At 71.7% G+C, this 25,176-nt stretch carries 24 protein-coding genes; 15 read left to right on the top strand and 9 right to left on the bottom strand.

Translation table 11 applies throughout. The features are described from left to right. Window positions 1-70 precede the first annotated feature (70 nt). On the bottom strand, window positions 71-2,761 hold the full coding sequence (locus GB932_RS10750) for a YhgE/Pip domain-containing protein (protein WP_156760676.1): 2,691 nt from the start codon (window positions 2,759-2,761) through the stop codon (window positions 71-73). Next, complete coding sequence (locus GB932_RS10745; protein WP_156760675.1) at window positions 2,758-5,508, bottom strand: MMPL family transporter; 2,751 nt, start codon at window positions 5,506-5,508, stop codon at window positions 2,758-2,760. Before GB932_RS10745 ends, GB932_RS10750 begins: the two co-directional genes overlap by 4 nt. 81 nt (window positions 5,509-5,589) lie before the next feature. On the opposite strand from GB932_RS10745, the gene GB932_RS10740 reads away from it, so the two are divergent. Further along, window positions 5,590-6,234 (top strand): TetR/AcrR family transcriptional regulator, encoded by a 645-nt coding sequence (locus tag GB932_RS10740; protein WP_231916120.1) that lies wholly within the window; start codon window positions 5,590-5,592, stop codon window positions 6,232-6,234. 50 nt (window positions 6,235-6,284) lie between these two features. Next, complete coding sequence (locus GB932_RS10735; protein ID WP_156760674.1) at window positions 6,285-7,082, top strand: LLM class F420-dependent oxidoreductase; 798 nt, start codon at window positions 6,285-6,287, stop codon at window positions 7,080-7,082. Window positions 7,083-7,139: 57 nt separating this feature from the next. Here GB932_RS10735 and GB932_RS10730 read toward each other — a convergent pair whose 3' ends face one another. Further along, window positions 7,140-8,132 (bottom strand): o-succinylbenzoate synthase, encoded by a 993-nt coding sequence (locus GB932_RS10730; RefSeq protein ID WP_156760673.1) that lies wholly within the window; start codon window positions 8,130-8,132, stop codon window positions 7,140-7,142. Between the two features lie 147 nt (window positions 8,133-8,279). On the opposite strand from GB932_RS10730, the gene GB932_RS10725 reads away from it, so the two are divergent. The 3 genes from GB932_RS10725 to GB932_RS10715 are packed head-to-tail and all read left to right on the top strand — an operon-like array spanning window position 8,280 to window position 10,541. Further along, window positions 8,280-9,191, top strand: coding sequence for a 1,4-dihydroxy-2-naphthoyl-CoA synthase (locus GB932_RS10725; RefSeq protein WP_156760672.1), 912 nt, complete (start codon window positions 8,280-8,282; stop codon window positions 9,189-9,191). Between the two features lie 19 nt (window positions 9,192-9,210). Continuing rightward, window positions 9,211-10,344 carry an AMP-binding protein gene (locus GB932_RS10720; protein ID WP_156760671.1) on the top strand — a complete coding sequence of 378 codons (1,134 nt, stop codon included), beginning with the start codon at window positions 9,211-9,213 and terminating at the stop codon, window positions 10,342-10,344. Beyond that, the gene (locus tag GB932_RS10715; RefSeq protein ID WP_197517427.1) at window positions 10,341-10,541 is read left to right on the top strand and encodes a DUF1990 family protein; all 201 of its coding nucleotides are present in this window, start codon (window positions 10,341-10,343) and stop codon (window positions 10,539-10,541) included. The genes GB932_RS10720 and GB932_RS10715 overlap by 4 nt, the downstream gene beginning before the upstream one ends. A 9-nt stretch (window positions 10,542-10,550) precedes the next feature. Here the strand turns inward: GB932_RS10715 and GB932_RS10710 are convergent, their stop codons facing one another. After that, window positions 10,551-10,913, bottom strand: coding sequence for a histone-like nucleoid-structuring protein Lsr2 (locus tag GB932_RS10710; RefSeq protein WP_156760670.1), 363 nt, complete (start codon window positions 10,911-10,913; stop codon window positions 10,551-10,553). A gap of 51 nt (window positions 10,914-10,964) precedes the next feature. Here GB932_RS10710 and GB932_RS10705 point away from each other — a divergent pair, with 51 nt between their 5' ends. Then, window positions 10,965-11,927, top strand: a complete 963-nt coding sequence (locus GB932_RS10705; protein ID WP_156760669.1) for a 1,4-dihydroxy-2-naphthoate polyprenyltransferase — start codon at window positions 10,965-10,967, stop codon at window positions 11,925-11,927. Window positions 11,928-12,006: 79 nt separating this feature from the next. Here GB932_RS10705 and GB932_RS10700 read toward each other — a convergent pair whose 3' ends face one another. Genes GB932_RS10700 through GB932_RS10680 form a run of 5 tightly spaced genes read right to left on the bottom strand, consistent with a single transcriptional unit; the run spans window position 12,007 to window position 15,431 of the window. Beyond that, window positions 12,007-12,297, bottom strand: a complete 291-nt coding sequence (locus tag GB932_RS10700) for a DUF4229 domain-containing protein (RefSeq protein ID WP_156760668.1) — start codon at window positions 12,295-12,297, stop codon at window positions 12,007-12,009. Window positions 12,298-12,328: 31 nt separating this feature from the next. Then, a complete protein-coding gene (gene ehuA, locus GB932_RS10695) occupies window positions 12,329-13,105 on the bottom strand; it encodes an ectoine/hydroxyectoine ABC transporter ATP-binding protein EhuA (protein ID WP_156760734.1) in 777 nt (258 codons plus the stop codon). A 28-nt stretch (window positions 13,106-13,133) separates the two neighbouring features. Continuing rightward, window positions 13,134-13,787, bottom strand: a complete 654-nt coding sequence (gene ehuD / locus GB932_RS10690) for an ectoine/hydroxyectoine ABC transporter permease subunit EhuD (protein WP_156760667.1) — start codon at window positions 13,785-13,787, stop codon at window positions 13,134-13,136. Further along, window positions 13,784-14,497, bottom strand: a complete 714-nt coding sequence (ehuC, locus tag GB932_RS10685) for an ectoine/hydroxyectoine ABC transporter permease subunit EhuC (protein ID WP_156760666.1) — start codon at window positions 14,495-14,497, stop codon at window positions 13,784-13,786. The genes ehuD and ehuC overlap by 4 nt, the downstream gene beginning before the upstream one ends. A 19-nt stretch (window positions 14,498-14,516) precedes the next feature. Then, window positions 14,517-15,431 (bottom strand): transporter substrate-binding domain-containing protein, encoded by a 915-nt coding sequence (locus GB932_RS10680; protein ID WP_156760665.1) that lies wholly within the window; start codon window positions 15,429-15,431, stop codon window positions 14,517-14,519. 185 nt (window positions 15,432-15,616) lie between these two features. On the opposite strand from GB932_RS10680, the gene GB932_RS10675 reads away from it, so the two are divergent. The 9 genes from GB932_RS10675 to GB932_RS10635 all read left to right on the top strand — a co-directional run bounded on the left by GB932_RS10675 (window position 15,617) and on the right by GB932_RS10635 (window position 25,176). Further along, window positions 15,617-16,378, top strand: coding sequence for a GntR family transcriptional regulator (locus GB932_RS10675; RefSeq protein WP_156760664.1), 762 nt, complete (start codon window positions 15,617-15,619; stop codon window positions 16,376-16,378). A gap of 40 nt (window positions 16,379-16,418) precedes the next feature. Further along, the gene (locus GB932_RS10670; RefSeq protein WP_156760663.1) at window positions 16,419-16,973 is read left to right on the top strand and encodes a PLD nuclease N-terminal domain-containing protein; all 555 of its coding nucleotides are present in this window, start codon (window positions 16,419-16,421) and stop codon (window positions 16,971-16,973) included. Then, window positions 16,960-18,669 (top strand): 2-succinyl-5-enolpyruvyl-6-hydroxy-3-cyclohexene-1-carboxylic-acid synthase, encoded by a 1,710-nt coding sequence (gene menD, locus GB932_RS10665; protein WP_156760662.1) that lies wholly within the window; start codon window positions 16,960-16,962, stop codon window positions 18,667-18,669. The genes GB932_RS10670 and menD overlap by 14 nt, the downstream gene beginning before the upstream one ends. Before the next feature lie 124 nt (window positions 18,670-18,793). Further along, on the top strand, window positions 18,794-19,657 hold the full coding sequence (locus tag GB932_RS10660; RefSeq protein ID WP_156760661.1) for a PPK2 family polyphosphate kinase: 864 nt from the start codon (window positions 18,794-18,796) through the stop codon (window positions 19,655-19,657). 49 nt (window positions 19,658-19,706) lie between these two features. After that, window positions 19,707-20,819 (top strand): glycerate kinase, encoded by a 1,113-nt coding sequence (locus GB932_RS10655; RefSeq protein WP_156760660.1) that lies wholly within the window; start codon window positions 19,707-19,709, stop codon window positions 20,817-20,819. A 178-nt stretch (window positions 20,820-20,997) separates the two neighbouring features. Next, window positions 20,998-22,020 (top strand): LacI family DNA-binding transcriptional regulator, encoded by a 1,023-nt coding sequence (locus GB932_RS10650; protein WP_156760659.1) that lies wholly within the window; start codon window positions 20,998-21,000, stop codon window positions 22,018-22,020. A 90-nt stretch (window positions 22,021-22,110) separates the two neighbouring features. After that, on the top strand, window positions 22,111-23,364 hold the full coding sequence (locus GB932_RS10645) for a sugar ABC transporter substrate-binding protein (protein ID WP_156760658.1): 1,254 nt from the start codon (window positions 22,111-22,113) through the stop codon (window positions 23,362-23,364). A gap of 34 nt (window positions 23,365-23,398) precedes the next feature. Continuing rightward, entirely contained in the window at window positions 23,399-24,349 is a 951-nt protein-coding gene (locus GB932_RS10640) for a carbohydrate ABC transporter permease (RefSeq protein ID WP_156760657.1), read from the top strand. Further along, window positions 24,346-25,176, top strand: coding sequence for a carbohydrate ABC transporter permease (locus tag GB932_RS10635; RefSeq protein ID WP_231916119.1), 831 nt, complete (start codon window positions 24,346-24,348; stop codon window positions 25,174-25,176). The genes GB932_RS10640 and GB932_RS10635 overlap by 4 nt, the downstream gene beginning before the upstream one ends.

Here is a 25,176-nt window from a genome sequence, read left to right as displayed (position 1 = left end):
GTGGCGGCTTCCCGTCACGCGAATCGACCTCCAGGGTGCCCTGGAAGATCGATTCGTGCGACGGGAAGCCTCAGGCCCCCGCGAGGATCGCCGTCGGCGAGGTGGTGCGGCGGGCCTGCACCGCGAGGGTCGTCGCGGCGAACGACACGGCGCCCCATACGACCAGGGACGCGAGCGCGCCGCCCACCGAGGTCCCCTCGATCGCGCCGAGGAAGGCGGCGATCGCCGGGGAGGTCGGCAGGATCGCGGCGAGCTGCGCGAGCGCGCCGGGGACCGTCGAGACGATGCTCACCGCGATCGCGAGCGCGCCGGCGATCGCCGCGATCCAGCGGCCGACGCCGCCGAACGCCGCCGCGAGCGCCTGGTGGACGCATGCGAACACGACACCGACGAGCATCGCGACCCCGACGACCGACCACGCCGCCGCCGACGCGTACTCGCCGACCCACACGACGATGGCGGCCACGAGCACGCCCTGCGCGGCGCCGATGAGCGCGCCCGGCAGGAACCCGCGCGCCGCGAGCGCGAGCGACGACCGCCGCGAGGCGAGCGCGCGGGCCGTGACGGGGCGCAGCGCGAGGAACGTCGCGAGGGATCCGAACCACAGCACGATCGCCGCGAGAAGCGGAACCGCCCCATCGCCGAAGAGCGCCAGTCCGCCGCCGCTCGAGGTCACGGGCGCGCGCACGACCGACGCGAGGTCGCCCGCCTCGTCGTCGGTGAAGCTCGGCAGCTGTGCGACGGCCTCGCCGAGCCCGTCGCCGAGTTCGGTCGCGCCGTCGCCGAGCTGTCCGATGCCGCCGGCGAGCTCGCCCGCGCCGCCCGACAGCTCGTCCGCGCCGTCCGCGAGCTGGCCGGTGCCGTCGCCGGCCGCGTGCGCGCCGTCGGCGAGCTGCGCGATGCCGCCGGCGAGCGAGAACGTGCCCGCGGTGGCCTGGTCGGCTCCGTCGGCGAGCTGACCCGCGCCGTCGCCGAGCGATGCCGCGCCGTCCGCGAGCGCCGAGGCGCCCTCGACGAGCGCGGGGGATCCGCCGGCGAGCTGTGCGACGCCGTCCGACACCTGGCGGGCGCCCGGCGCGAGCTGGGCGGCGCCGTCGGCGAGCTGTGCGGATCCGTCGGCGAGCTGCCGTGCGCCCGGCTGCGCCTGGGCGAGGCCGTCTCCCAGCTGCTGTGTCCCGTCAGCGACCTGCCGGGAGCCGGGAGCGAGCTGCGATGCACCGTCCGCGAGCTGCGCGGATCCGTCCGATACCTGCCGGGCGCCCGGGGCGAGCTGGGACGCTCCCTCTGCGAGCGACGAGGCGCCGTCCGACGCCTGCTGCGCGCCCTCGTTCACCTGCGTCGCAGCTGTCGCGAGCTGGGACGTGGCGGTCGCCACGTCGCGTGCGCCGGGGGCGAGCTGCTCGAGCTGCGCGCAGATCTCGGGGCTGCCGCCGAGCGCGGCGCAGTTCGCCGAGAGGTCCTCGACACCCGTCGCGACCTGTTCCGATCCCGCCGTCACGCCCGGCTGATCCGCGGATCCGTTCAGGCCCGCCTCGAGACCGGCCGTGCCGTCGGCGAGGCCCGCCACGCCGCTCGCGAGATCGGTCGCGCCGGCGCTGAGGCCGTCCATGCCATCGGCCACCTGGGCGGCGCCGCTGGCGAGGCCGGGCTGATCGCCGGATCCGTTCAGCCCGGTGTCGAGTCCCGCGACGCCGTCGGCGACCTGGTTCGCGCCGGCCGCGAGGCCCGGCTGATCGCCGCCGTTCACGGCCGCGACGAGCTCGTCGAACGCGTCGGCGAGCTGACCGGCGCCATCGGCGAGGCCCGGCTGATCGCCGGATCCGCCGAGGCCCTCGTCGATCCCCGCGACGCCGTCGGCCACCTGCGCCGCGCCATCCGCGAGGCCGGGCTGGCCGTCCGCGCCGCGCAGGCCCCCCTCGACGAGCGCGATCCCATCGGCGAGCGACACCGCGCCGCCCGAGAGCTGGTCCGCGCCGTCGGCGAGCGCCCAGGCGCCGTCCGACAGCGACGACGTGCCGTCGGCGAGCTGCACGGCGCCGTCGGTCGCCTCGTCGGCGCCCGTCGCGAGCTGCGAGATGCCGTCGCCGAGCTGCGTGATCCCGTCGCCGAGGTCGCCCGCGCCGTCCGCGAGCTGCTCCGCGCCGTCCTCCGCGTCTGTCGCTCCGTCGGCGAGCTGCCCGGCGCCGTCGGCCGCCTCGCCGAGCTGGTCGCCCAGGTCGGTGAAGCTCACGAACACGTTCTCGAGCGTCGCCTCCGAGAGCAGCGCGCCCATCGTGTCGGCGGCTGTCGCCGAGACCTGCTGCATGATCGCGCCGTCGACGATCCGCGCCTCGGCGGACGTCTCGACATCGATCATCGCCTGCGCGGGCGTGTCGGATCCCTGGATCGCGTCGGCCGACGACATCGCCGCCTCGCTGAAGTCCTCGGGGATCGTCACGACCGCCTGGTATTCGCCGCTCTCGACGCCGTCCGCCGCGTCGTCCGCGTTCGAGATGACCCAGTCGATGTTGCTGTCGACGTCGTCGGATCCCTCGACAAGGCCCGCGGCGAGCTGGCGCCCGAGGGGCGTGAGCTGGCCGTCGATCTCGACGCCGGCGTCGTCGTTGACGATCGCCGCCGACATGTTGTCGAGGCGCTGGGTCGGCTCGGAGAGGGCGGCGACGAGGATGCCGCCGATGACGGCGGGCAGCACGAGCACGCCCGCGATCGTCAGCCAGGTGACCGGGCCCTTCGTGCCGGCGCGTTCGATGTGCGTGGTCATGCGATCACCTCTGCTGTCGTCGCCGCGACGCGCGGCGTGACGTCGAGAACGGAAGGGGAGTGCCAGTCGGCGTCGGCCAGGAGGCGCGCGGCATCCGGCGGGGACGCCGACGCGACGACGAGCGTGACCGGATCCGCGGATCCCGCCCGAGCGTCGGCGAGGAGGCGCGCGACGTCGTCTCGCCGCGTCGAGGAGAGCGCGTCGAACCCGTCGATCACGAGGATCCGCGTACCGCCGTCCAGCGCGTCGCGCAGCGCGCCCGCGGGATCGTCGGCGCCCGCGAGCAGCGCGACGCCCACGCGCGAGCGCACCCACGCGCCGCGGCCGGGCAGGAGGTGCCCGGCGACGCGCAGGCGGCCGCCCTCGTCGGGGGAGATGCGCGCCGCGATCGAGAGGAGCACGGCCCGCGAGGATCGCGGATCCTCGGCCGTCACGACGAGAGCGTCGCCGGGGCCGACCCGCATCGAGACGTCGTGCGCGAGGACCTCGCCGTCGGCCGTGATCGCGAGCTCGTCGGCGGCGATCACGCTGCTCGATTCGGGCGCGGGCCACGCCGCGAGCTGATCCTCGCGCTCGACCGCCTCGCCCTCGATGTCGAGGCGGGGGAGCCGCTTCTCGAGCCAGGCGGGCATCCGCCACGCGTGGTGGCCGAGGAGGGCCATGACGGCGGGCACGAGCGTCATCCGGATGAGGAACGCGTCGACCGTGATTCCGACGGCGAGGGCGAGGGCGATCGGCTTCATGCTGCTGTCGCCCTCCGGGACGAATGCGGCGAACACCGCGAACATGATGACGGCGGCGGCGGCGACGACGCGCGCCGAGGCGGCGTATCCGGAGCGCACCGCGTCGACGGCGACGTCCCGCGTCGCGCCCAGCCTCCGCGCGGTGTGCACGAAGTCCTCCCGCATGCGCGAGACGAGGAAGACCTCGTAGTCCATGGCGAGGCCGAACAGCACCCCCATGACGAGGATGGGCATGAACGCGATCACGGGCCCCGTCTTGCTGACGTGCAGCAGGTCGGCGCCCCAGCCCCACTCGAACACCATCGTCACGACGCCGAACGCGGCGAGGATCGACAGCAGGTAGCCGAGGGCCGCCTTGAGCGGCACCCAGATCGACCGGAACACGACCATGAGCAGGAGGAACGACAGGCCGACGACGAAGATGCCGAACGGGACGAGCGCATCCTGCAGCTGATCTGAGATGTCGATCGACACGGCGGTGAAGCCCGTCACCTTCAGGTCGATCCCGTATTCGTCGAGCCATTCGTCGTGGTGGGCGCGCAGCTCGCGCACGAGGTCGCTCGTCGCGGGATCCGACGGGCCCGTCTCGGGGATGATCTGCACGATGCCTGTGTCGGCGGCCTCGTTCGGCGTCGAGAGCGCCACCTCGGCGACCCCATCGACGCTCTCGACCTCGTCGCCGAGATCCTCCATGAGCGTGAGCGGGTCGTCGCTCGTGACGATCGTGCCCGTGAGGATCAGCGGGCCGTTGAAACCCTCGCCGAAGTGCTCGCCCGTGAGGTCGTATGCTTGGCGCGCGTCGCTCTCCTCGGGGAGGACGCCCGCGTTCGGCAGTGCGAGCTGCAGCTGCGCGGCGGGGATCGCGACGACGCCGAGACCGAGAACGATCGCGACGGTCGTGACGATCGGGTGACGGGTCACGAGCCCGACCCAGCGGCGGGCGAAGCCGACACGCTCGCGGCCTTGGCGCGGTGCCCTCGGGCGGCCGATCGTACGGCCCTTCGTGAAGCCGAGGAGGGCCGGCGTGAGCGTCACGGAGATGGCGATCGCGACGGCGACCGCGACGGCCGCGGCGATGCCCATCGTCGTGAGGAAGGGGATCCCTGCGAAGCCGAGCCCGACGAGGGCGATCAGCACGGTGATGCCCGCGAAGACGACGGCGGATCCGGCCGTGCCGGTCGCGCGCGCGGCCGAGTCCTCCGGATCCGCTCCGCCGCGCACCTGGTCCTGGTGGCGTGCGGCGATGAACAGTGCGTAGTCGATGCCAACGGCGAGCCCGAGCATCAGCGCGAGCATCGGGGTCGTCGAACTGACGTCGGCGAACGCGGTCGCGGTGACGATGCCGAGCATCGAGGTGCCGACGCCGACGAGCGCGACGGCGAGCGGCAGGCCGGCGAGGACGAACGATCGGAAGGTGACGATCAGCACGAGCAGCGCGATGAGCACGCCGACGGCCTCGACAGGGGAGAGCGCGGGCACTTCGGTCGCGAACAGCTCGCCGCCGAGACGGGTCGTGGATCCATCCGGCAGTTCGGCCGCGAGCTCGTCGACGCGATCAGCGATGGCGTCCTTGACGTCGTCGCCGATGCTCGTCGACTGGTCTTCGAGCTGCAGCTGCACGATCGCGGCAGTGCCGTCATCCGAGACGAGCCCGTCGACCTCGTCGTCGAATGGGGAGGTCGACGTGGACATGCCGTCGAGATCCGCGAGGTCGAGGGTGGCCCGCTCGATCGGATCCCGGTAGGCGCCGTCGTCGACGGTGTCACCGGCGCCCGCCACCACGATGACCTGCGCCGACGCGCCGGCGACCTGCGGGAAAGTGCGCTCGAGCTGCTCGAGGCCCTCCTGCGACTCGGTTCCCGGGATCGAGAAGCTGTTCTCGAAGCCTTTGCTGAGGCCGGCGGCGCCTGCCCCCGTGATGAGGAGGATCAGGATCCAGGCGCCGAGCACGCGCCATGGGTGGCGGTACGACCAGCGGCCGAGGGACGAGAGGAAGGTGGACACGCCGGGGACCTCCGAGATCGGGGAGCGGTGCGCGGGTTCGATACAGATCTGTATCCGATACAGGAGTGTATCGTATTCTCCGTGACCGACTCCCCGGGCGCCGACGCCCAGAATTCCCCCAGGCCCCGCAGCCGCGCGGCCACCCGCGCACGGCTGCTCGACGCGGCTGCCGAGCTGTTCGCGGAGGTCGGTCTCGGCGCGACCTCCGTCGAGGCCGTGTGCGAGCGCGCGGGCTTCACCCGGGGTGCCTTCTACTCGAACTTCGAGTCGAAGGACGAGATCTTCCTCGAGCTCGTGTCCGAGTTCGGGCGGGGGCAGATCGCAGCCGTCCGTGCGCGGGTCGAGAGCTTCGACGAGCCGATCCGACTCGACGACATGTCCGTCATCGTCGCGATCCTCAGCGCCGTCGGCGGAGACGACCGCTTCGGCGCACTGCTGTGGACCGAGATGACGACCCACGCGATGCGCGACAAGGAGTTCGCGCGCGCCTTCCGCGAGACGAACGATCGCTGCATCGACGAGGTCGCGCAGATCATCGAAGACACCATCGGGCGCAGCGGCGCCCCGCTGCGCGTCACCCCCGTCGAGGCGACGCGGATCCTCCTCGCCGTGTGGGCCGACTCCAGCCAGCGCGGCGTCATGATGGGCACATCGGACGAGGAGTTCACCCGTGCGCGTGCCGACGAGATCGGCCGGGCCGCGCGCCTGCTCGTCGACGACAGGTGAATTCTCGGACATCCGGGCCCCGGGTCGCGCGGGGCCAATAGCCTGACGTCATGCCAGCACTCGATGCACCTGTCCGGCTCGGGGTCCAGATCGCCCCCCAGCACTCCACCTACGCCACGATCCGCGGCGCCGTCTCACGGCTCGAGGAGATGGGCGTCGACATCCTCTTCAACTGGGATCACTTCTCCCCGCTCAGCGGCGAGCCCGATGGTCTGCACTTCGAATCGTGGACGATGCTCTCCGCGTGGGCCGAGCAGACGGAGCGCGTCGAGTTCGGCTGCCTCGTGAACTGCAACTCGTATCGGAACGCCGATCTGCAGGCCGATATGGCCCGCACGGTCGACCACATCTCCGCGAAGGGCACCGACACCGGTCGCTTCATCTTCGGCACCGGATCCGGCTGGTTCGAGCGCGACTACGACGAGTACGGCTACGAGTTCGGCACCTTCGGCACGCGGCTCGACGCGCTCGCCGATTCCCTGCCGCGCATCGAGCGGCGCTGGGAGAAGTTGAACCCCGCGCCCACGCGTGAGATCCCCGTCATGATCGGCGGCGCGGGCGAGAAGAAGACCCTGCGCCTCGTCGCCCGGCACGCCGATATCTGGCACAGCTTCGTCGGCGCCGATGAGCTCTCACACAAGCTCGGGGTCATCGACGCATGGGCCGAGAAGGAGGGGCGCGATGTGTCGGGACTCGTCGTCTCGAACGAGCTGAAGGGCCGCGACGAGCAGGAGGCCGACGCGCTCTACGACGCCGGCGTGCGCCTGTTCACGCTCGGCATCTCGGGCCCAGAGCTGGACTTCGGTTCGGTCGAGCGCTGGCTCGCCTGGCGCGACGCCCGCAACTGACTTCGGCGGCCACGACACGCCCGATCCCCGCGAACCCGCAGGGCGTGTCGTGGCTGCTCATGTGCGTGCGATGAGCTCTGCGTAGCAGGCGCGGATCCGATGCTCCCACCAGGCGCGTCGGTCCGGCGACACCGCGTGGGCGTCGAGGAGGGCCGGATCCGGTGCGACGCGCGCGACGGGGATCTCGCCGTTCTCGGGAACGAGCGGATCCGCGGTGACGTCGCTCGTGAACAGCGCCGCGGTGCCGAGGCCGCAGTCGTGATCGAGCACGGGAAGCGCCGCCGCGAGGTGCGCGCCCTGGGCGAGGCCGATGCTCGTGTCGAGGGCGGATGAGACGACCGCCGGCAGTCCGGCCTGCTCGACGATGTCGAGGGTGCGCCGGACCCCGCCGAGGGGCTGCGCCTTCACGATCAGGATGTCGGCGGCCCCGGCCCGCGCGACGGCGAGCGGATCCTCGGCCTTCCTGACCGACTCATCCGCCGCGATCGGGATGTCCCAGTCGCGGAGCCGCGCCCGCACATCGGCGAGCTCGCCGATCGTGGCGCACGGCTGCTCGGCGTACTCGAGGTCGAACTCGGCGAGCGCGTGGAGCGCGTGTTCGGCCTCGTCGACGTTCCAGCCCCCGTTCGCGTCGACGCGGATCCGGCCCTCCGGGCCCAGCGCGGCCCGCACGGCGGCGACGCGGGCGATGTCCTCGTCGAGGACCTGGCCCGTCTCGGCCACCTTCACCTTGACCGTGCGGCACGCGCCGTAGCGGGCGAGGATCTCCGGCACACGGTCGGCGTCGACCGCCGGCATCGTCGCGTTCACGCGGATCCGGTCGCGGTGCGGCAGCGGCTGCGGCTCGGAGGCGAAGTCGATCGCGGCGGCGAGCCAGGCGGCGGCCTCGGCGGCGTCGTATTCGAGGAAGGGCGAGAACTCCGCCCACCCCTCCGGCCCCTCGAAGAGGGCGGCCTCGCGGCGGTCGACGCCGCGGAAGCGGGTGGCCAGGGGAAGCGAGACCACGTGGAGCGAGTCGAGGATCTCGGCGAGGGGCAGCGGAGCGGGCATGCCCCCATCCTGCCGCGTGCGCCGGTACATGACGACGCCAATTCTGTGCGGAGATGGCATATGGGGGCCGGTCAGGGGCTGTGAGGACAGAATTGGCGTCGTTGTGCATCGCGGCTCACGGTGTCGGCCGCGCGTAGGCTGGGATCCGTGACTGAGCCCCACGTCTCCGACCTCTTCGACGCCGCCGAGTGGGTCCCCGCGCCCGGATCCGAGCGCTTCGAGGACATCACGGCGCACGTCTCGACCGACGGCCGCATCGCGCGGATCGCGTTCGACCGCCCCGAGGTGCGCAATGCCTTCCGCCCCGGCACGGTCGACGAGCTGCACCGGGCCCTCGAGGGGGCGCGCACGGATCCGCGCATCGGATGCGTCCTGCTGACGGGCAACGGCCCGAGCCCGAAGGACGGCGGGTGGGCGTTCTGCTCCGGGGGAGATCAGCGCATCCGCGGGCGCGACGGGTACAAGTACTCCGACGACGAGGGGCAGGTGACCGATCCGGCGCGCGCCGGACGCCTGCACATCCTCGAGGTGCAGCGCCTCATCCGGTTCATGCCGAAGCCCGTCATCGCCGTCGTGCCCGGCTGGGCGGCCGGCGGCGGGCACTCGCTGCACGCCGTGTGCGACCTCACGATCGCGTCACGCGAGCACGGGAGGTTCAAACAGACCGACGCCGATGTGGGATCCTTCGACGCCGGATACGGATCCGCCTACTACGCGAAGCAGATCGGCCAGAAGCTCGCGCGCGAGGTGTTCTTCCTCGCCGAGGAGTACTCGGCCGACCGCGCCTACGAGATGGGCGCCGTCAACCGCGTGGTGCCGCACGAGGACCTCGAGCGCGAGGCGATCGCGATGGCGCGCACGATCCTCACGAAGTCGCCCACCGCGATCCGCATGCTCAAGTACGCGTTCAACGCGGCCGACGACGGGATGGTCGGCCTGCAGCTGTTCGCGGGCGAGACGACGCGCCTCGCCTACGGCACCGACGAAGCGGTCGAGGGCCGCGACGCCTTCCTCGAGAAGCGCGACCCCGACTGGTCGGCGTACCCGCACCACTTCTGATGTCGGGCGGGGGCCGGTCGTGAGGCTCGAGCAGGTCGACAGCGAGGATCCGCGGGATCTGCTGCGCGCGCTGCGCGGCGCCGTCCTCGGCGCGGGGCCGGCGATCGCGCTCGGATCCGCGGCCGACCTTCCCGGCGAGGTGCCCGCCGGCACCGCCGTCGTGCTCACGACCTCGGGCTCCACGGGTACGCCGAAGTCCGTCGCCCTCTCGCGCTCGGCCCTCACCTCGTCCGCGATGGCGACCGCCGCGCGGATCGGTGAGGGGCACTGGCTGCTGCCGCTGTCGGGCGGCTACATCGCCGGCGTGCAGGTCATGGTGCGCGCCCTCGTCGCGGGTCGGGATCCGGCGATCCTCGCGGGTCGGTTCACGGCCGACACCTTCGCACATGCCGCATCGGGAATGCGCTCGTTCGCGGACGGCGCGCCCGTTCCCCGATTCACCTCGCTCGTGCCGGCGCAGCTGCAGACGCTCGTCGACGCGGCCGAGCGGGATCAGGGCATCGCCCGCGCGCTCGCCGCCTTCGAGGCGATCCTCGTCGGCGGGCAGCGCCTGCCCGACGTGCTGCGCGACCGGGCGGTCGTCCTCGGCGCGCGCGTCGTACGCACCTACGGATCCACCGAGACGAGCGGCGGCTGCGTGTACGACGGCGTGCCGCTCGACGGCGTGGCGGCGTCCGTCGCGGGCGGCGAGCTGCGGATCGCGGGCCCGACCCTCGCCGACGGCTACCTCGGCGACCCCGAGCGCACGCGGGCGACGTTCGTCACGGATTCCGATGGGTCGCGCTGGTATCGCACGGGCGATTCCGGATCCGTCGTCGACGGGGTCGTGAGCGTGACGGGCCGCATCGACAACGTCATCATCTCGGGTGGCGTCAACGTCTCGCTCGATCGGGTCGAGCGCGTCGTGCGGGAGGTGCCCGGCTTCGAGGGGGCGGTCGTCGTCGGCGGGCCGCATGAGCGCTGGGGCCAGACGCCCGTGATCGTCGCGACGTCGACCGGATCCCTGGACGAGGCGCGAGCGGCCGTGGCGCGCGCGATCGGCGCGCCCGCGCGCCCGGACCGCGTCGTGCGCGTCGAGGAGATCCCGCGCCTCGCGAGCGGGAAGCCCGACAGGCGCGCGCTGACGGGCCTCGTGGAGCGGGGGAGCCTGTGACCGACTTCACCTACCCGAACGTGGGCGGCACGCGGGGCGAGGAGGCGTTCGTCGTCGAGCGCGACGGCGACGGATCCGTCTGGCTGCGCGTGACGGCGTTCTCGCGACCCGCGGGCGCGCTCTTCTGGATCGGCGACCCCCTCGTGCGCATCATGCAGGAGATCTGCACGCGCCGCTGCCTGCGCGCGCTGCGCTGACGCGCGCCGTCAGCCGCGGGCGTGGAAGGCGTCGCGCACGGACTGCGGGATGGCGCCGCGCTCGGCGACGTCGTGGCCGTGCTTCCGGGCCCACTTGCGGATCCGGGCGTTCTCACCGCGCGGACGCGTCGTGGGGAGGTGGGTCACGGTGTACGCGGTCGTCGGGCGGCTCTTCGGGGCGGCCGCGCCGCCCGCATCGCGGGCCGCCTCGACATACGCGCCGAGCGCCTCGCGGAGCGCGGCGGCGTTGTCCGCTCCGAGGTCGATCTCGTAGGTCGCTCCGTCGAGCCCGAATTCGATCGTCTCGCCTTCGCCGGCCGGGAGCGTGGATCCGTCGAGGTCGTCGACGACCAGGTGCACGGTGCGCTTCATGCCGCCAGCCTAGGCGGAAGGGCGCCGCCGGCTCGCACCCGCGTACGATGAATCCTCGTGGCGAAGGCGAAGAAGAAGCGGAACATCCCCGGCAACCCGGCCAAGCGCGGCTCCGTATCGGCGCCGCCTCCGAAGCCCGTGACGGGGCGTGACTGGATCGGCGCGGCGCGGCTGCGCACGCTGCCCCTCGCGATCACGCCGATCATCATCGGCACCGGCGCCGCGATCCTCGCGGACGGAGACCGCGAGTTCCACCGGGTCATCGCGCTCGCCTGCCTCGTCGTCGCGGTCGCGCTGCAGGTCGGCGTCAACTTCGCGAACGACTACTCGGATGGGATCCGGGGAACGGACGACTTCCGCGTCGGGCCCGCCCGGCTCACGGCGTCGGGGAGGGTCCCCGCGAAGCGCGTGCTGACCGTCGCGTTCGCGTTCTTCGGGATCGCGGCGCTCGCCGGACTCGCGATCGTCATCCGCACCCAGCAGTGGTGGATGCTCGCCGTCGGAGCCGTGTGCATCGTCGCCGCGTGGTTCTATACGGGCGGCAAGCGACCGTACGGATATCACGCCCTCGGCGAGGTGTTCGTCTTCGTGTTCTTCGGCCTCGTCGCGACGCTCGGCACGACGTGGGTGCAGGCGCTGTTCTTGCCGCAGGAGGCGTGGGCCGGCGCCGTCGCGGCGGGGCTGCTCGCCGTGGCTGTGCTGCTCGCCAACAACCTGCGCGACATCGACCAGGACCGCGAGGCCGGCAAGCGCACCCTATCGGTCGTGATCGGCGCGCTCGGCACGAAGATCCTCTTCACGGTCCTCATCGCGCTCGCCTTCGCGATCGCGGGTTGGCTCGCCCTGTTCTACCCGATCGCGTGGCTGGCCTTCTTCGCGCTCATCGCCGCGGGACCCGCGATCGTGATCGTGTGGAGCCACCGCACGCCGCGCGAGCTCATCACGGCCCTCGCCCTGACGTCGATCAGCTCGCCGATCTACGGCGTCTTCCTCGCCTGGGCGTTCGTGGGCTGACGCACCGACAACCCTTCATCTCTGGCACATATCCGTACGGGATCCGGTGCAGGGATGTGCCAGAAATGAAGGGTTGGGGTCACTCGTCCTTCTGGGCGGCCTCGTTCGCGGCGTCCTCGATCTCGTCGTCGACCTCGCGGGCGGTGCGCGGGCGGTTCTTCGCCTGCTGGCGCTCGTGGATCCCCGATGAGACCTCGCCGAGCGGCTTCCGGAGGAACACGATCGACAGGCTGAGGCCGATGAGCGCGGCGAAGATGACCGCGAGCCACCACAGGTCCTGGAACGCGGGGAACAGCATCATGACGCCGAGCGGCACGAGGAAGAACGCGAGGCGCAGCAGCGAGTAGACGACGAGGGAGCGGATCTTCACGGATCCATCGTAGGATCCACGGCTGGGCGCCTCACGAGACGGCCGAGAGGAAGTCCTTCGTGCGCTGCTCCTGGGGGTCGTCGAAGATGGCGTTCGGATCGCCCTCCTCGACGATGCGCCCCTTGTCGAACATCAGCACCCGGTTCGACACGTCGCGGGCGAACTGCATCTCGTGGGTGACGATCAGCATCGTCACATCGGTCGTCTCGGCGATCGTGCGGAGGATCCCCAGCACCTCGCCGACGACCTCGGGATCGAGGGCGCTCGTGACCTCGTCGAGGAGCATGATCTCGGGATCCATCGCCAGGCATCGCGCGATCGCGACGCGCTGCTGCTGGCCGCCCGAGAGCGACGTCGGGTGCGCGTCGGCCTTGTCGGGCAGACCGACCTGCGCGAGCAGCTCGTGGGCCCGCGTGATGGCGTCGGACTTCGAGACGCCGAGCACGTGCACGGGCGCCTCGACGATGTTCTCGAGCACCGTCATGTTCGGGAACAGGTTGAACTGCTGGAACACCATGCCGATGCGCTTGCGCATCTCGGCGCGGCGCCTGTCCTTGATCGCGACGCGCTTCCCGTCCCGGGGCTCGTGCGTGAGCGGCTTCCCGTCGATGAGGATGTAGCCGTCGGTCGAGTCCTCGAGCGTCATCACGAGGCGCAGGATCGTCGTCTTGCCGGATCCGCTGGGGCCGATCAGCGTGACGCGGTCGCCCTTGCGCACCGTGAAGTTCAGCCCGTCGAGCACCGTGTTGTCGCCGTAGCGCTTCACGACGTGCTCGAAGCGGATCGCGGGCGTCTCGCCCTCCGCCAGCTCGATGGCGCCGGTGTGGATGTGGGGTTCAGTAGGCAAGGCGCTTCTCCAATCGCCCGATGAGGAGTGAGGTGGGGTAGCTCGCGATGAGGAAGAGGATGCCGGCGAGCGTGACGACCTCGATGGAACGGAAGTGCTGACCGCCGTACGTCATGGCCGCACCGAGCATGTCGATGACCGTGATCGCCGTGAGGAACGGCGTCTCCTTGAACATCGAGATGACGTAGTTGCCGAGGGCGGGCAGTGTCGACCGGATGGCCTGAGGCACGACAACGGCGGTCCACGTGCGGCGGCGCGACATCGACAGCGCGGTCGCAGCCTCCCACTGCCCCTTCGGCACGGCGTCGATCCCCGCGCGATACACCTCCGCCATGTAGCTGGCGTAGTGGATCCCGAATACGACGACCCCGATCATCAGCGGGTCGAGATGCGGGAACGCGAAGTAGGGGAAGAGGAGCTGGATCACGAGCGGCGTCATCCGGATGAAGTCGACCACGAAGGTGATGACAGCGGACACGGTGCCCGGAACCGTCTTCCGCAGCAGGGCGATCCCGAGGCCGAGGACGGCGGCGATGACGCTGCCGAGGATCGTCACGAAGAGCGTGACGGTGACGAAGGCGTAGAGCATGTCGGGCAGCGCGGCCCAGACGTGCTCCCATTTCCAGGGCGTGGTGTCGATCATGAGACTCGGCCCGCCGTCCGGAGCGAGAAGATCGGCGGCGCGTGCTGCCCGAGCTTCTTCTTGGCCCGATGCTCGAGCACGCGCATGCCGGCCGACAGGAGGTACGCGATCACGAAGTAGGCCACGAGGGCGATCGAGTAGGTGAAGAACACGTCGCCCGTGGACTGCCGCAGGTCGTTGAAGCGGGCGGTGAGGTCGACGATCGAGATGAGGTAGACGACCGCCGTGCCCTTGAGGAGCTGGATGAGCAGGTTGCACAGCGACGGGAGCATGAGGGCCCACCCCTGCGGGAGGATGACGCGCCGCACGCGCTGCGCGCGCGACATGCTGAGCGCCGTCGTCGCCTCCCACTGTCCCTTCGGGACGGCGTTGATGGATCCGCGTACGATCTCGGCGCCGTAGGCACCGTAGTTCAGCCCGAGGCCGATGAGGCCGCACACGACGGCGGGGAGCTGCACATAGAGGGGCGGCAGCGGGAGCACGAAGTAGAGGAAGAAGAGCTGCACCAGCAGGGAGGTGCCGCGGAAGAACTCGATGATCACGCGGGCCGTGCCCCGGAGGAGCACGTTGTGCGCGCGGGCCGTGAGACCGAGGACGATGGCGATGACGAGCGCGAGCAGGGCGCTCCCCACGGTGAGCTGGACGGTGATGAGCAGGCCGTCCCAGAGCCGGGGGAGCGCCCGGACGAGCGCCTCGATGTTGTCGTTCACGATGGGCGGAGCTGCGGGACTACTGCAGCTCCTCGAGATCGCCCGAGCACAGCTGCTCGGTGGTCATGTCCTGCGGCGGCAGGTTCTCGGCGCTGAATCCGAAGGGCTCGACGACGTCGAGGTACGACTGCTCGTCACCGGTGATGTTCGCCGCGGCCTCGTTGTACGCCTCCAGCAGCTCCGTGTCGGCCTGGCGGAACACCGTCGCGCCGGCGCCGTACTGCTTGATGCCGTCGATCTCCTGCACGAACGCGCCCGTGGTCTCGAGATCGTCGTCGTCCTGCGTCATCCACTCGAGCGAGACCGCCGTGAGGGCGAAGGCATCGGCGCGATCGGTCTTGACGGCCTCGAGACCGTTCTGCGCGCTGTCGACGGGAACGATGTTGTCGTAGCCGCCGAGCTGCTCGACGTAGCCGTCTTCGATCGCGCCGGTCTGCAGGGCGAGACGGACGTCGCCGTCTGACGCGAGCGCCGAGTCGAGATCGGACAGGCCCATCGGGTTTCCGGCCTTCACGGCGAGGGTGGTCGTGTACATGATCTCGGGGTCGCTGAAGGCGGCCTCGGCGCAGCGGTCGGGCGTGATCGACATGCCCGCGCTCACGGCGTCCCACCGGCCGGCGTTGAGGCCCGGGATGAGGCTGTCCCACTCGACCTGCTCGACCTCGATGTTCTCGATGCCGAGCTCGGAGAAGATCTTCTTGTGCATCTCGATCGTGGCGCCCGTGGGCTCATCGTTCTCGTCGAGATAGGAGTACGGCTGCTCGCCGTTGATGGCGAGAGTGATCGTGCCTTCCTCCTGCAGCGTCTCGAGCGTGCTCATCGAGCCCTCGCCGTCGCCGCCGCCGGATGGCGCCGTCGAGGTGCACCCGGCGAGGCCGAGAGCGAGGACGCCGAGGCCGGCGATCCCCGTGGTCGTGATGGTGCGTCGGATCATCGTGCTGTTTCCTCTCCGTGGGAAGCCGGTGCGCGCGTGGAGCCCGCATCGAGGCAGAACGGGGCAACGATCGCACAGTGTCGACGTCAAATCAATCCTATTGTCCGACTGTCGACAATGAGACAGAATCGTGACGGTGAGACAATCGACCCGTGAGAGAACTGCTGGGCGACAGGAGGCGTGACGTGACGAAGTCCGTCCCCCGATTCGACGTCGCGCGATCCGTTGTGCCCGTCGCACGCATGTCCACCGTCGACCTGATCGTCATCGAGCTCCGCAAGGCGATCCTCGCCGGCGATCTGCCCGTCGGCGGCCCGATCGGCGAGGTCGAGATCGCCTCCCAGCTCGGCGTGAGCCGCGGCCCGCTCCGCGAGGCGGCGCAGCGCCTCGTGCAGGAGGGGCTGCTCGTGTCCGTGCCGGGTCGCGGGCTGCGCGTGCGCCGGATCCGCGCCGACGAGGTCGACGACCTCTACGAGGCGCGGCTCGCGATCGAGGCGCACGCGGCCAGGCGTCTCGCGCAGCGCCCCCGGGCGCGCGAGATCGCCGAGCTCGAGGCGTGCCTCGCGCGGCTCGTCACCGTCAGCACCGGTACGGAGGCCGTTCCGATCGGCGATGCCGACATCGCGTTCCACAGCCAGCTCGTCGACCTCGTCGGCAGCGCCCGGCTGTCGGCGCGCATCGCGACGCTGCTCGCGGAGACGCGGATCGCGAGCCTCAGCGCCGAGGACGGCTACCACGTGCGCCGATCCGTCTCGCCGACCTACCGCGAGCTCATCGACGCGATCGCGGGCGGCGACGGTGAGGCGGCGGCCGACGCACTCTCACGCCAGTTCGAGGCGGCCGTCGCGCGACTGACGGGCGAGGACGACGGGGTCGAGACCGTCGAGTCGCCCGTCGGCGACGAGACGGCGTCGTTCCCGCGCATCGAACCGGTCGAACAGGCCTGACGTCCGGCTCATCCCCACCGGTCCCCAATAGGATGGACGCGTGGCACGCATCCTCATCATCCTCGCGGTCGCCGCGGTCGTCTTCACCGTGCTGAGCATCGTCGACTGCGCGGTGCAGCCCGAGTCGCGTCACCGCGGCGTCTCGAAGCGCACCTGGGTCGTCATCACGCTCGTGCCCGTGATCGGCGGGATCCTCTGGTGGACGATCGGGCGCGCCCGACCCGGATACGTCGCGGCGGGCGCCGCGAGCCGGATCGGTCCCGAAGACGACCCCGCCTTCCTCTCGGCATCGGACGAGCGCATCCGCCGCCTCGAGGAGGAGCTGGCGCTGCTCGACGCCGAGGCGGAGTTCGACGACGCCCCGAAGCTCGACGATGCCCCGCCGAGCGACGCGGGCGACGAGGACGGCGAGGACGGCGACGCCGATCCGCAGCGCGATGCCGATGGGAACGCCACGGATCCGCAGGGCGAAGCGGCCGACGGCGATTCCGATCCGCTGCGCGATGCCGACGAGGACGCCCCGGACGACGGCGATGCCGGCGCGCGGACGCAGGGCGACGACCCCGAGGACGATCCGCGCGATGCCCGCGGGTGACGAACCCGGCGGCGCCCCGTCCCCCGCGACGGATGCCGCCTGCGCGCTCCTCGACGCGTTCGTCGCGCTCGGCGTGCGGCACGTCGTCGTCAGCCCCGGATCCCGCTCGCAGGCCCTGGCGCTCGCCGCGGCGGACCTCGAGCGGCAGGCGCGCATCTCGCTGCACGTGCGCATCGACGAGCGCGCCGCCGGATTCACGGCCCTCGGGATCGGCCGCGCCACGCGGGTCCCGGCCCTCGTGATCTGCACATCGGGCACGGCCGTGGCGAACCTGCTGCCCGCGGCGCTCGAGGCACACCACTCCGGCGTGCCTCTCGTGCTCCTCACCGCCGATCGGCCGCCCGAGCTGCGCGGCGTCGGGGCGAACCAGACGACGGCGCAGCCCGGCATGTTCGGATCCGCGGCGCGCTTCGCGCACGACGCCGACGTGCCGGCGGGGGCGGACGGCGAGGGCGCCGAGATGCGTACGCTCGCCGCACGCGCCTTCGTTGCCGCAGCGGGCGAGGCGGTGCAGGGCGTCGCGCACCTCAATCTGCCGTTCCGCGAGCCCCTCGCCGGATCCCTTCCCGCATGGTTCGCCGAGGGCCGCTCCCGCGGCGGCGCGGCCGTCAGCGCGGCGCAGGCGCTGCTGCCCGATCCTCCCGAGCCCGTCACGCTCGAGCCCGGGCCGCGCACGGTCGTCGTCGCCGGCGCCGACGCGGGTGCCGACGCCGAGGTCATCGCGCACCAGGGCGACTGGCCGCTCGTCGCCGAGATCGTCAGCGGGGCGCGCTTCGGGCGCCGGGTGGTCCACGGCTATCGGGCTGCGCTCGCCGACCCCGACCTCGGCGGGGGCATCGAGCGCGTCGTGGTCGTGGGGCACCCCACCCTCGGGCGCGAGGTCGCCGCGCTGCTCTCACGGCGCGACATCGAGATCGTGGCGCTGCGGGGCACGGACGAGGCCCTCGACCTCAGCGGATCCACGACGCGCGCCGACGCGGTCGCGGTCGCGCCCGGCGAGGCCGACCGCGAGTGGCTCGGATCCTGGATGCGCTGGTCGCGCGCGCACATGGTCGACCTCGAGACGGCGGCGCCCGATTCGGCGGCGCTGGCCTCGACGGATCGGAAGACCCGCCTCGGCGCCGTGCGCGCCGAGCTCGAGGCGGTGCGCACTCCTCTCGACCGCGCGCAGCTCGTCGCGGGCGTGTGGCGCGCGACGTGGCCGCACGACCGCCTCGTATTCGGCTCGAGCCGGCTCGTGCGCGTCGCGGACGACGTCCTGGCGGGCAAGAAGGTGCCCGTGCACGCGAATCGCGGGCTCGCGGGCATCGACGGCACGATCGCGACCGCCCTCGGCATCGCGCTCGCGAGCCAGGCCGACGGCGAGCAGGGCATGACCCGGGTGATCCTCGGCGATCTCGCGTTCCTGCACGACGTCGGATCCCTGCTGCTGCCGGACGACGAGCCGCGCCCGCGGATCCAGATCGTCGTCGGGAACGACGGCGGCGGCACGATCTTCGACGGGCTCGAGGTGGCCCGCGTCGCACCGCCCGGGGCGATGGACCGCGTGCAGCTGACGCCGCAGTCGGCGGACATCGCGGGGCTCGCGCACGCCTACGGCTGGGAGCATGTGCGGGCGACGACGCGGTCGGAGCTCGACCAGGCGCTGACGGCGGCCGCGGGCGCGACCATCATCGAGGTTCCGCTCGACCGCTGAGCGCGCTCCCCTGCGCAACGACGCCAACTCTGTGCACCCGGTGTCGATTCCCCGGCGTGTCGCGGGGGTCGGCGCAGAATCCGCGTCGTTGTGCATCCGCGGGTCCGTCGGGTTGACTGGCCGTATGACCGCGAAGAGCCAGATGAAGTGGACAGATGACGCGCGCGCGTGCCTGCGGGCGGGGGACGGCCTCGTGCTGCCGAGCGTCGATCCGCGCTCGACGCCGGGCTATGAGGGCGGCAAGAAGGCGGGGCAGGCCGATCTGCTGGCGGGGCTCGCGCAGCTCTCCGAGTACCAGGAGCGGCTGTTCGCGGCGCGCACGGCGGGCGCCCACGATGCCGTGCTCCTCGTGCTGCAGGGCATGGATTCGGCCGGCAAGGGCGGCATCGTGCGGCACGTCGTCGGCGGCGTCGACCCGCAGGGCGTCGAGCTGGCCGCCTTCAAGGCGCCCACGCCCGACGAACTCGAGCACGACTTCCTCTGGCGCATCGAGAAGCGCGTGCCGAAGCCCGGCTTCATCGGGGTGTTCGACCGCTCGCACTATGAGGACGTGCTCATCGGAAAGGTGCGGGAGCTGGCGGATCCGGACGAGATCGAGCGCCGCTACGACGCGATCGTCGACTTCGAACGCCGCCTCGTCGCGCAGGGGACCCGGGTGATCAAGGTCATGCTGCACGCCTCGTACGAGGAGCAGGGCGCGCGGCTGATGGAGCGCCTCGAGCGCCCCGACAAGCACTGGAAGTACAACCCGGGCGATGTCGACGAGCGCTCGGAGTGGCCGGCCTATCAGGACGCGTACCAGACGGCGATCCGCCGCACCTCGACGGACGAGGCGCCCTGGTTCGTCGTGCCAGCCGACTGCAAGTGGTACGCGCGGCTCGCAGTGCAGGCGCTGCTCCTCGAGACCCTGGAGGACATCGATCCCGCGTGGCCCGCCGCCGACTTCGAAGTCGAGACGGAGATCGCCCGGCTCCGGTCGACGTTCTGACTCGAGCGGCGGTAAGCGCTTTCCTGCTCCATGCGGCAGGATGGGTCCCATGACTCGCCGCATCGTCGTCGCGCCCGACAGCTTCAAGGGATCCATCTCGGCAGCGGACGCGGCCGTCGCGATCGCGGAGGGGTGGGTGCGCGCGGCGCCCGGTGACCGCTTCACGCTGCGCCCGATGGCCGACGGGGGCGAGGGCACCCTCGACGCGTTCGAGAAGGCGGTGCCGGGGTCGAAGCGCATGTCGGTGCGCGTGACGGGGCCGGCGGGCCGCGCCGTGACGGCCGCGTGGCTGCGGCTGCCCGCCGAGGACGGCCTCCCGGGTGGGACGGGCGTCGTCGAGCTCGCGAGCACCTCCGGAATCGAGCTGCTCGGCGATGATCTGCGCCCCCGGGATGCCTCGACGCTCGGCTTCGGGCAGGCGATCGCCGCGGCGCTCGACGCGGGGGTCTCCCGCCTCGTGCTCGGAATCGGGTCGAGCGCGTCGACCGACGGCGGGACGGGCATGCTGACCGCCCTCGGCGCGCGGTTCCAGAACGACTTCGGCGCGTCCACCGTGCCGGGATCCGCCGGCCTCGACGAGCTCGCGAGCGCCGACCTGTCGTCGCTGCGGGCGCTTCCCGCCGGGGGTGCGACCGTGCTGAGCGACGTCACGAACCCCCTCACGGGCGACCGCGGTGCGGCGGCCGTGTTCGGCCCGCAGAAGGGGCTCGACGAGGCCGGCGTCGCGCGCGCCGACGCGGGGCTCGCGCGGCTCGCCGAGGTGCTCGGGCGCGCGAGCCTCGCGGGTGAGCCCGGCGCGGGCGCGGCGGGCGGTACGGGATTCGCCCTGCGGGTCTGGGGTGCGGAGCTCGTGCCCGGATCCGTCGCGATCGCCGAGCTCACGGGCCTCGCGGAGGGCATCGCCGGCGCCGACCTCGTCGTGACGGGGGAGGGGCGCTTCGACGGGCAGTCCGCGGAGGGGAAGGCGCCCGCGCACGTTGCCGACCTGGCCCGCACGGCCGGTGTGCCCGTCGCGCTCGTCGCCGGCGCGATCGACGGCGACACTGCGGCCTTCGCGGGATCCGCCGCGCTCACCGAGATCGCCGGATCCACCGAGGCCGCCCTCGCGGACCCCGCCCGCTGGCTGCGCGAGGCCGGCGCGCTCCTCGCCGGCGCGGTCTGAGCTCCAACACAACGCAGTCAGCGCGGCCGGCACCGGCCCGACACGCCGATCCGCGGCCCGCCGGGTGTCGGAATGACTGCGTTGTGTTGGAGGGGGCTGTTCCGGGGGTTGTGCGATCTGCCCGCCCGCATGTACTGTCGAACCGGTTCGCACAGCCGCGACCGGAACAGGAGACGCCGTGGTCACGATCGGAGACGTCGCCCGCGAGGCGGGGGTGTCGCGCAGCACCGCGTCATACGCCCTCTCCGGCAAGCGGTCGATCTCCGACGATGTGCGCCGCCGCGTCGAGGACGCCGTGCGCGACCTCGGCTACACGCCCAACGCCGGCGCCCGCGCGCTCGCGACGGCGCGCACCCGCACCATCGGCCTGCTCGCACAATTCTACGAAGACGAGTTCGCGCCGGCGATGCTCCAGTACATCCTCGGCGTCTCCGACACGGCGCGCGAGCTGGGTTACGACATCCTCCTCGTCACAGAGTCCGACGGCGCCAGCGCGCTGCGCCGCCTGACGTCGACGCGCATGGTCGACGGCATCGTGCTCCTGAACGTCGCCGAGCACGACGAGCGCCTGGCCGTCCTGCGCTCCGCGGCGCAGCCGGGCGCCCTCGTCGGCCGTCCGGCCGACTGCTCGGGGGTCGACGTGTTCGACCTCGACTTCGAGCAGGCGGGGCGCCGGATGGTCGACCACCTGTGCGATCTCGGGCACCGCGAGCTGCTCCTCGTCTCGCAGCCCGAGCACGTCGTCGAGCGCGGCGGCGCGTACGTCTGGCGCCTGCGGGACGCGGCGATCGAGCAGGCGCGGATCCGGGGGATCCGCCTCGACACCGCGTTCGCACCCGCGCGCCAGCCCGAGGTCGGCCGCGCGATCGGCGAGCTGCTCGACGCCCACCCCGACGCCACGGGCCTGCTCGTGAACAACGAGGCGGCGGCCGCGGCGCTGCCCACGGTCGTGCATGAGCGCGGCCTGTCGGTGCCGCGCGACCTGTCCGTCGTCGGTCGATACTCCGATGAGTTCGCCCGCACCTTCTCGCTGCCCTATTCGGCCGTCGAGAGCGCGCCGGACCGCCTGGGAGAGATGGCGGTCCGCGCGCTCGTCCGGCGGATCGAGGGGCAGACCGGCCACGACGGCCCGAACGTCGTGAGCTACGTCTCTCCCGACCTCGTCGACAGGGGCAGCACCGCCGCCCCGCGGCGTCCCTGACCCCAGATCCCCACCACCCGACAGCCCTTTCACCACGTCGTTCATCGAACCGGTTCGAACGAACCGACTCTCGTTCAAGGAGGAACAGCAATGAACCGCACCCGCACCGCACTCGCCGCCGCCACCGCACTCGTCGCCGTCGGCGCCCTCGCCGCCTGCTCATCGGGCGGAGGCGGCGGATCCGACGACGGCGATGCCGCCGGAGGCACCTACACCTGGTGGGATCCGTACCCCCAGCACGACGGCTCGTCCGACTGGGAGCAGCGCGCCCAGCAGTGCGGCGAAGACGCCGGCGTCGAGATCGAGCGCACCGCGTACGACACGACGGCGCTCACCAATCAGGCGCTCCTCGCGGCGCAGGAGGGCACGTCGCCCGACATCATCCTGCTCGACAACCCGGCCGTGTCCACTCTCGCCGAGACCGGGATGCTCACGACCGTTGATGAGCTCGGACTCGACACGTCGGCGATCGACGAGAACCTCCTCGACGCGGGCGTCGTCGACGGGTCCGCGTACGGCGTCCCGATCGGAACCAACACGCTGTCGCTCTACTACAACGCCGACGTCCTGGACGACGCGGGCGTCGACCCGGCCTCGATCACCGACTGGGCGAGCCTCACCACGGCCCTCGAGAAGGTCGACGGGGCCGGGCACCGCGGCATCACCTTCGCGGGTATCGGCACGGAGGAGGGGACCTTCCAGTTCCTGCCCTGGTTCTGGGGATCCGGCGCGGACCTCGGCGCGCTCGACTCGCCGGAGGCCGTCGAGGCGCTTGAGCTGTGGAAGACGTGGCTCGACGAGGGCTACGCGCCCAACTCGGTGATCGGCAACTCGCAGAACACCGTGTGGGAGGAGTTCCTCACGGGCGACTTCGCATTCGCCGAGAACGGCACGTGGCAGGTCAACAGCGCCGCCGAGGCGGACTTCGCCACGGGCATCGTGCAGCTTCCCGGCCGCGACGGCGGCGTCGCGCCGGCACCGACGGGCGGCGAGTTCATCGTCGCGCCCGCACAGGACGACACGGCGCGGTACGACGTCACGCGCCAGATCGTCGAGTGCATGACGACACCCGAGGGCTTCGTCGAGACGGCGACCACGTTCGCGTACTACATCCCGCCGACCGCCGACGGCCAGCAGCAGCTGCTCGCCGAGAATCCCGACCTCGAGCCGTGGGTGACGGCCGTGCAGAACGCGAAGGGCCGCACGAGCGGCGGGCTCGGCACCGACTACCCGCTCATCTCCGAGGCGCTGTGGACGGCTGTGCAGAGCGCGCTGTCGGGGGCCGAGAGCCCCCAGGAGGCCCTCGAGGCGGCGCAGGACGCCGCCGAGGCCGCCACCAGCTGACCCGCGCGCCCCGCGCACGAGAGGGAACCGATCCATGACCACCACCGCGACGCTCATCGGGGCGCGGGCGAAGCAGGGCGCGTGGCGCCCCCGACGGCGGCTCGACGCGAGCCGATGGGCCGCCGTCGGGTTCGCGGCCCCGCTGCTGGCGTACCTCGGCGTCTTCTACGCCTATCCGCTGTGGCGCAACATCGAGCTGTCGATCCACGACTACACGATCCGCGCCTTCGTGCAGGGCGACGCCGAGTTCGTGGGATTCGCGAACTACGCGGAGATCTTCGGATCGTCGACGTTCCCGACCGCCCTCGTCAACACGCTGCTGTTCACGTTCGGTTCGATCGTCGTGCAGTTCGCGGTCGGGCTCGCCCTCGCGGTGTTCTTCCGGCAGAACTTCCGGCTCTCGAACGTGCTGCGGGCGCTGTTCCTCGTGCCGTGGCTGCTGCCGCTGATCGTCTCGGCGTCGACGTGGGCGTGGATGCTGAACAGCGACAACGGCATCGTCAACTCGCTCCTCGTGGCGTTCGGCGGGGATCGGATCAACTGGCTCACGTCGCCTGAGACGGCGCTGCTGTCGGTCACGATCGCGAACATCTGGCTCGGGATCCCCTTCAACCTCGTCATCCTCCACTCGGGACTCCAGAACATCCCCGTCGAGATGTACGAGGCGGCATCGCTCGACGGCGCGGGTCCGTGGCGGCAGTTCTGGAGCATCACGTTCCCGCTGCTGCGGCCCGTGTCGGCGATCACGCTGCTGCTCGGCCTCATCTACACGCTGAAGGTGGTCGACGTGATCTGGGTGATGACCGCGGGCGGGCCTGCCGGCGCCTCGACCACCCTGTCGATCTGGGCCTACCAGGAGGCCTTTGGCACCGGGATCCCCGCGTTCTCGCCCGCGGCAGCCGTCGGCAACCTGCTCATCGTCATCGCGCTCGTGTTCGGATTCCTGCACCTCAGGCTCCAGCACCGACAGGAGGCCGGATCATGACCGCCGCCCGCACCATGAGGCGCGCCTGGTGGAAGACCGCGCTGGGCGTCGTCTTCACGGCGCTGATGCTGTTCCCCGTCTACTGGATGGCGAACGTCTCGTTCACCAGGACGGGGGATCTGCGGCGCACGCCGCCGCAGTGGTTCCCGTGGGATCCGACGTTCGACGGCTACGCGGCCGTGTTCGCGCAGCAGCTCCCCGCGCTCGGGACGAGCCTCCTGATCGGCCTGGGCAGCGTCGTCGTCACCCTCGTGATCGCGGCGCCCGCCGGCTACGCGCTCGCGCTGCTGAACATGCGCGGCGGGCGGTCGCTCAACTTCCTGCTGCTGGTCGCGCAGATGATCCCGGCCGTCGTGATGGCGATGGGCTTCTACGCCGTCTACAACAGCCTCGGCCTGCTGAACACCGTATGGGGCCTCATCATCGCCGACTCGACGATCTCTGTCCCCTTCGGCGTGCTGCTGTTCTCGGCGTTCATGTCGGGGATCCCGCGCGAGCTGCTGCAGGCGGCGCGCGTCGACGGCGCGGGCGCGTGGCGCACGTTCGCCTCGATCGTGCTGCCCGTGAGCCGCAACTCGATGCTCACCGTCTCGCTGTTCGCGTTCCTCTGGGCCTGGTCGGACTTCATCTTCGCCTCGACCCTCAACCGCAACGGGCAGCTCATCCCCATCACCCTCAGCATCTACAACTACATCGGCAACAACACGACGCAGTGGAACGCGATCATGGCGACCGCCGTCGTCGCCTCCGTGCCCGCCGCCGTGCTGCTCGTGATCGCTCAGCGCTACGTCGCCGCTGGCGTCACCGCGGGCGCCGTCAAGGACTGA

The organism is Microbacterium karelineae (assembly GCF_009745985.1).
GTDB lineage: Bacteria > Actinomycetota > Actinomycetes > Actinomycetales > Microbacteriaceae > Microbacterium > Microbacterium karelineae.
Note: the sequence above shows the minus strand (reverse complement) of the source record. Positions and strands in the feature narration are given on the sequence as shown.

Coding starts and splice junctions, on each gene's coding strand:
- GB932_RS10655 (WP_156760660.1), top strand. CDS start 19,707: ATGACTCGCCGCATCGTCGTCGCGCCCGACAGCTTCAAGGGATCCATC.
- GB932_RS10730 (WP_156760673.1), bottom strand. CDS start 8,132: ATGCCCGCTCCGCTGCCCCTCGCCGAGATCCTCGACTCGCTCCACGTG.
- menD (WP_156760662.1), top strand. CDS start 16,960: ATGCCCGCGGGTGACGAACCCGGCGGCGCCCCGTCCCCCGCGACGGAT.
- GB932_RS10640 (WP_156760657.1), top strand. CDS start 23,399: ATGACCACCACCGCGACGCTCATCGGGGCGCGGGCGAAGCAGGGCGCG.
- GB932_RS10660 (WP_156760661.1), top strand. CDS start 18,794: ATGACCGCGAAGAGCCAGATGAAGTGGACAGATGACGCGCGCGCGTGC.
- GB932_RS10735 (WP_156760674.1), top strand. CDS start 6,285: ATGCCAGCACTCGATGCACCTGTCCGGCTCGGGGTCCAGATCGCCCCC.
- ehuD (WP_156760667.1), bottom strand. CDS start 13,787: ATGATCGACACCACGCCCTGGAAATGGGAGCACGTCTGGGCCGCGCTG.
- GB932_RS10750 (WP_156760676.1), bottom strand. CDS start 2,761: ATGACCACGCACATCGAACGCGCCGGCACGAAGGGCCCGGTCACCTGG.
- GB932_RS10645 (WP_156760658.1), top strand. CDS start 22,111: ATGAACCGCACCCGCACCGCACTCGCCGCCGCCACCGCACTCGTCGCC.
- GB932_RS10710 (WP_156760670.1), bottom strand. CDS start 10,913: ATGAAGCGCACCGTGCACCTGGTCGTCGACGACCTCGACGGATCCACG.
- GB932_RS10680 (WP_156760665.1), bottom strand. CDS start 15,431: ATGATCCGACGCACCATCACGACCACGGGGATCGCCGGCCTCGGCGTC.
- GB932_RS10635 (WP_231916119.1), top strand. CDS start 24,346: ATGACCGCCGCCCGCACCATGAGGCGCGCCTGGTGGAAGACCGCGCTG.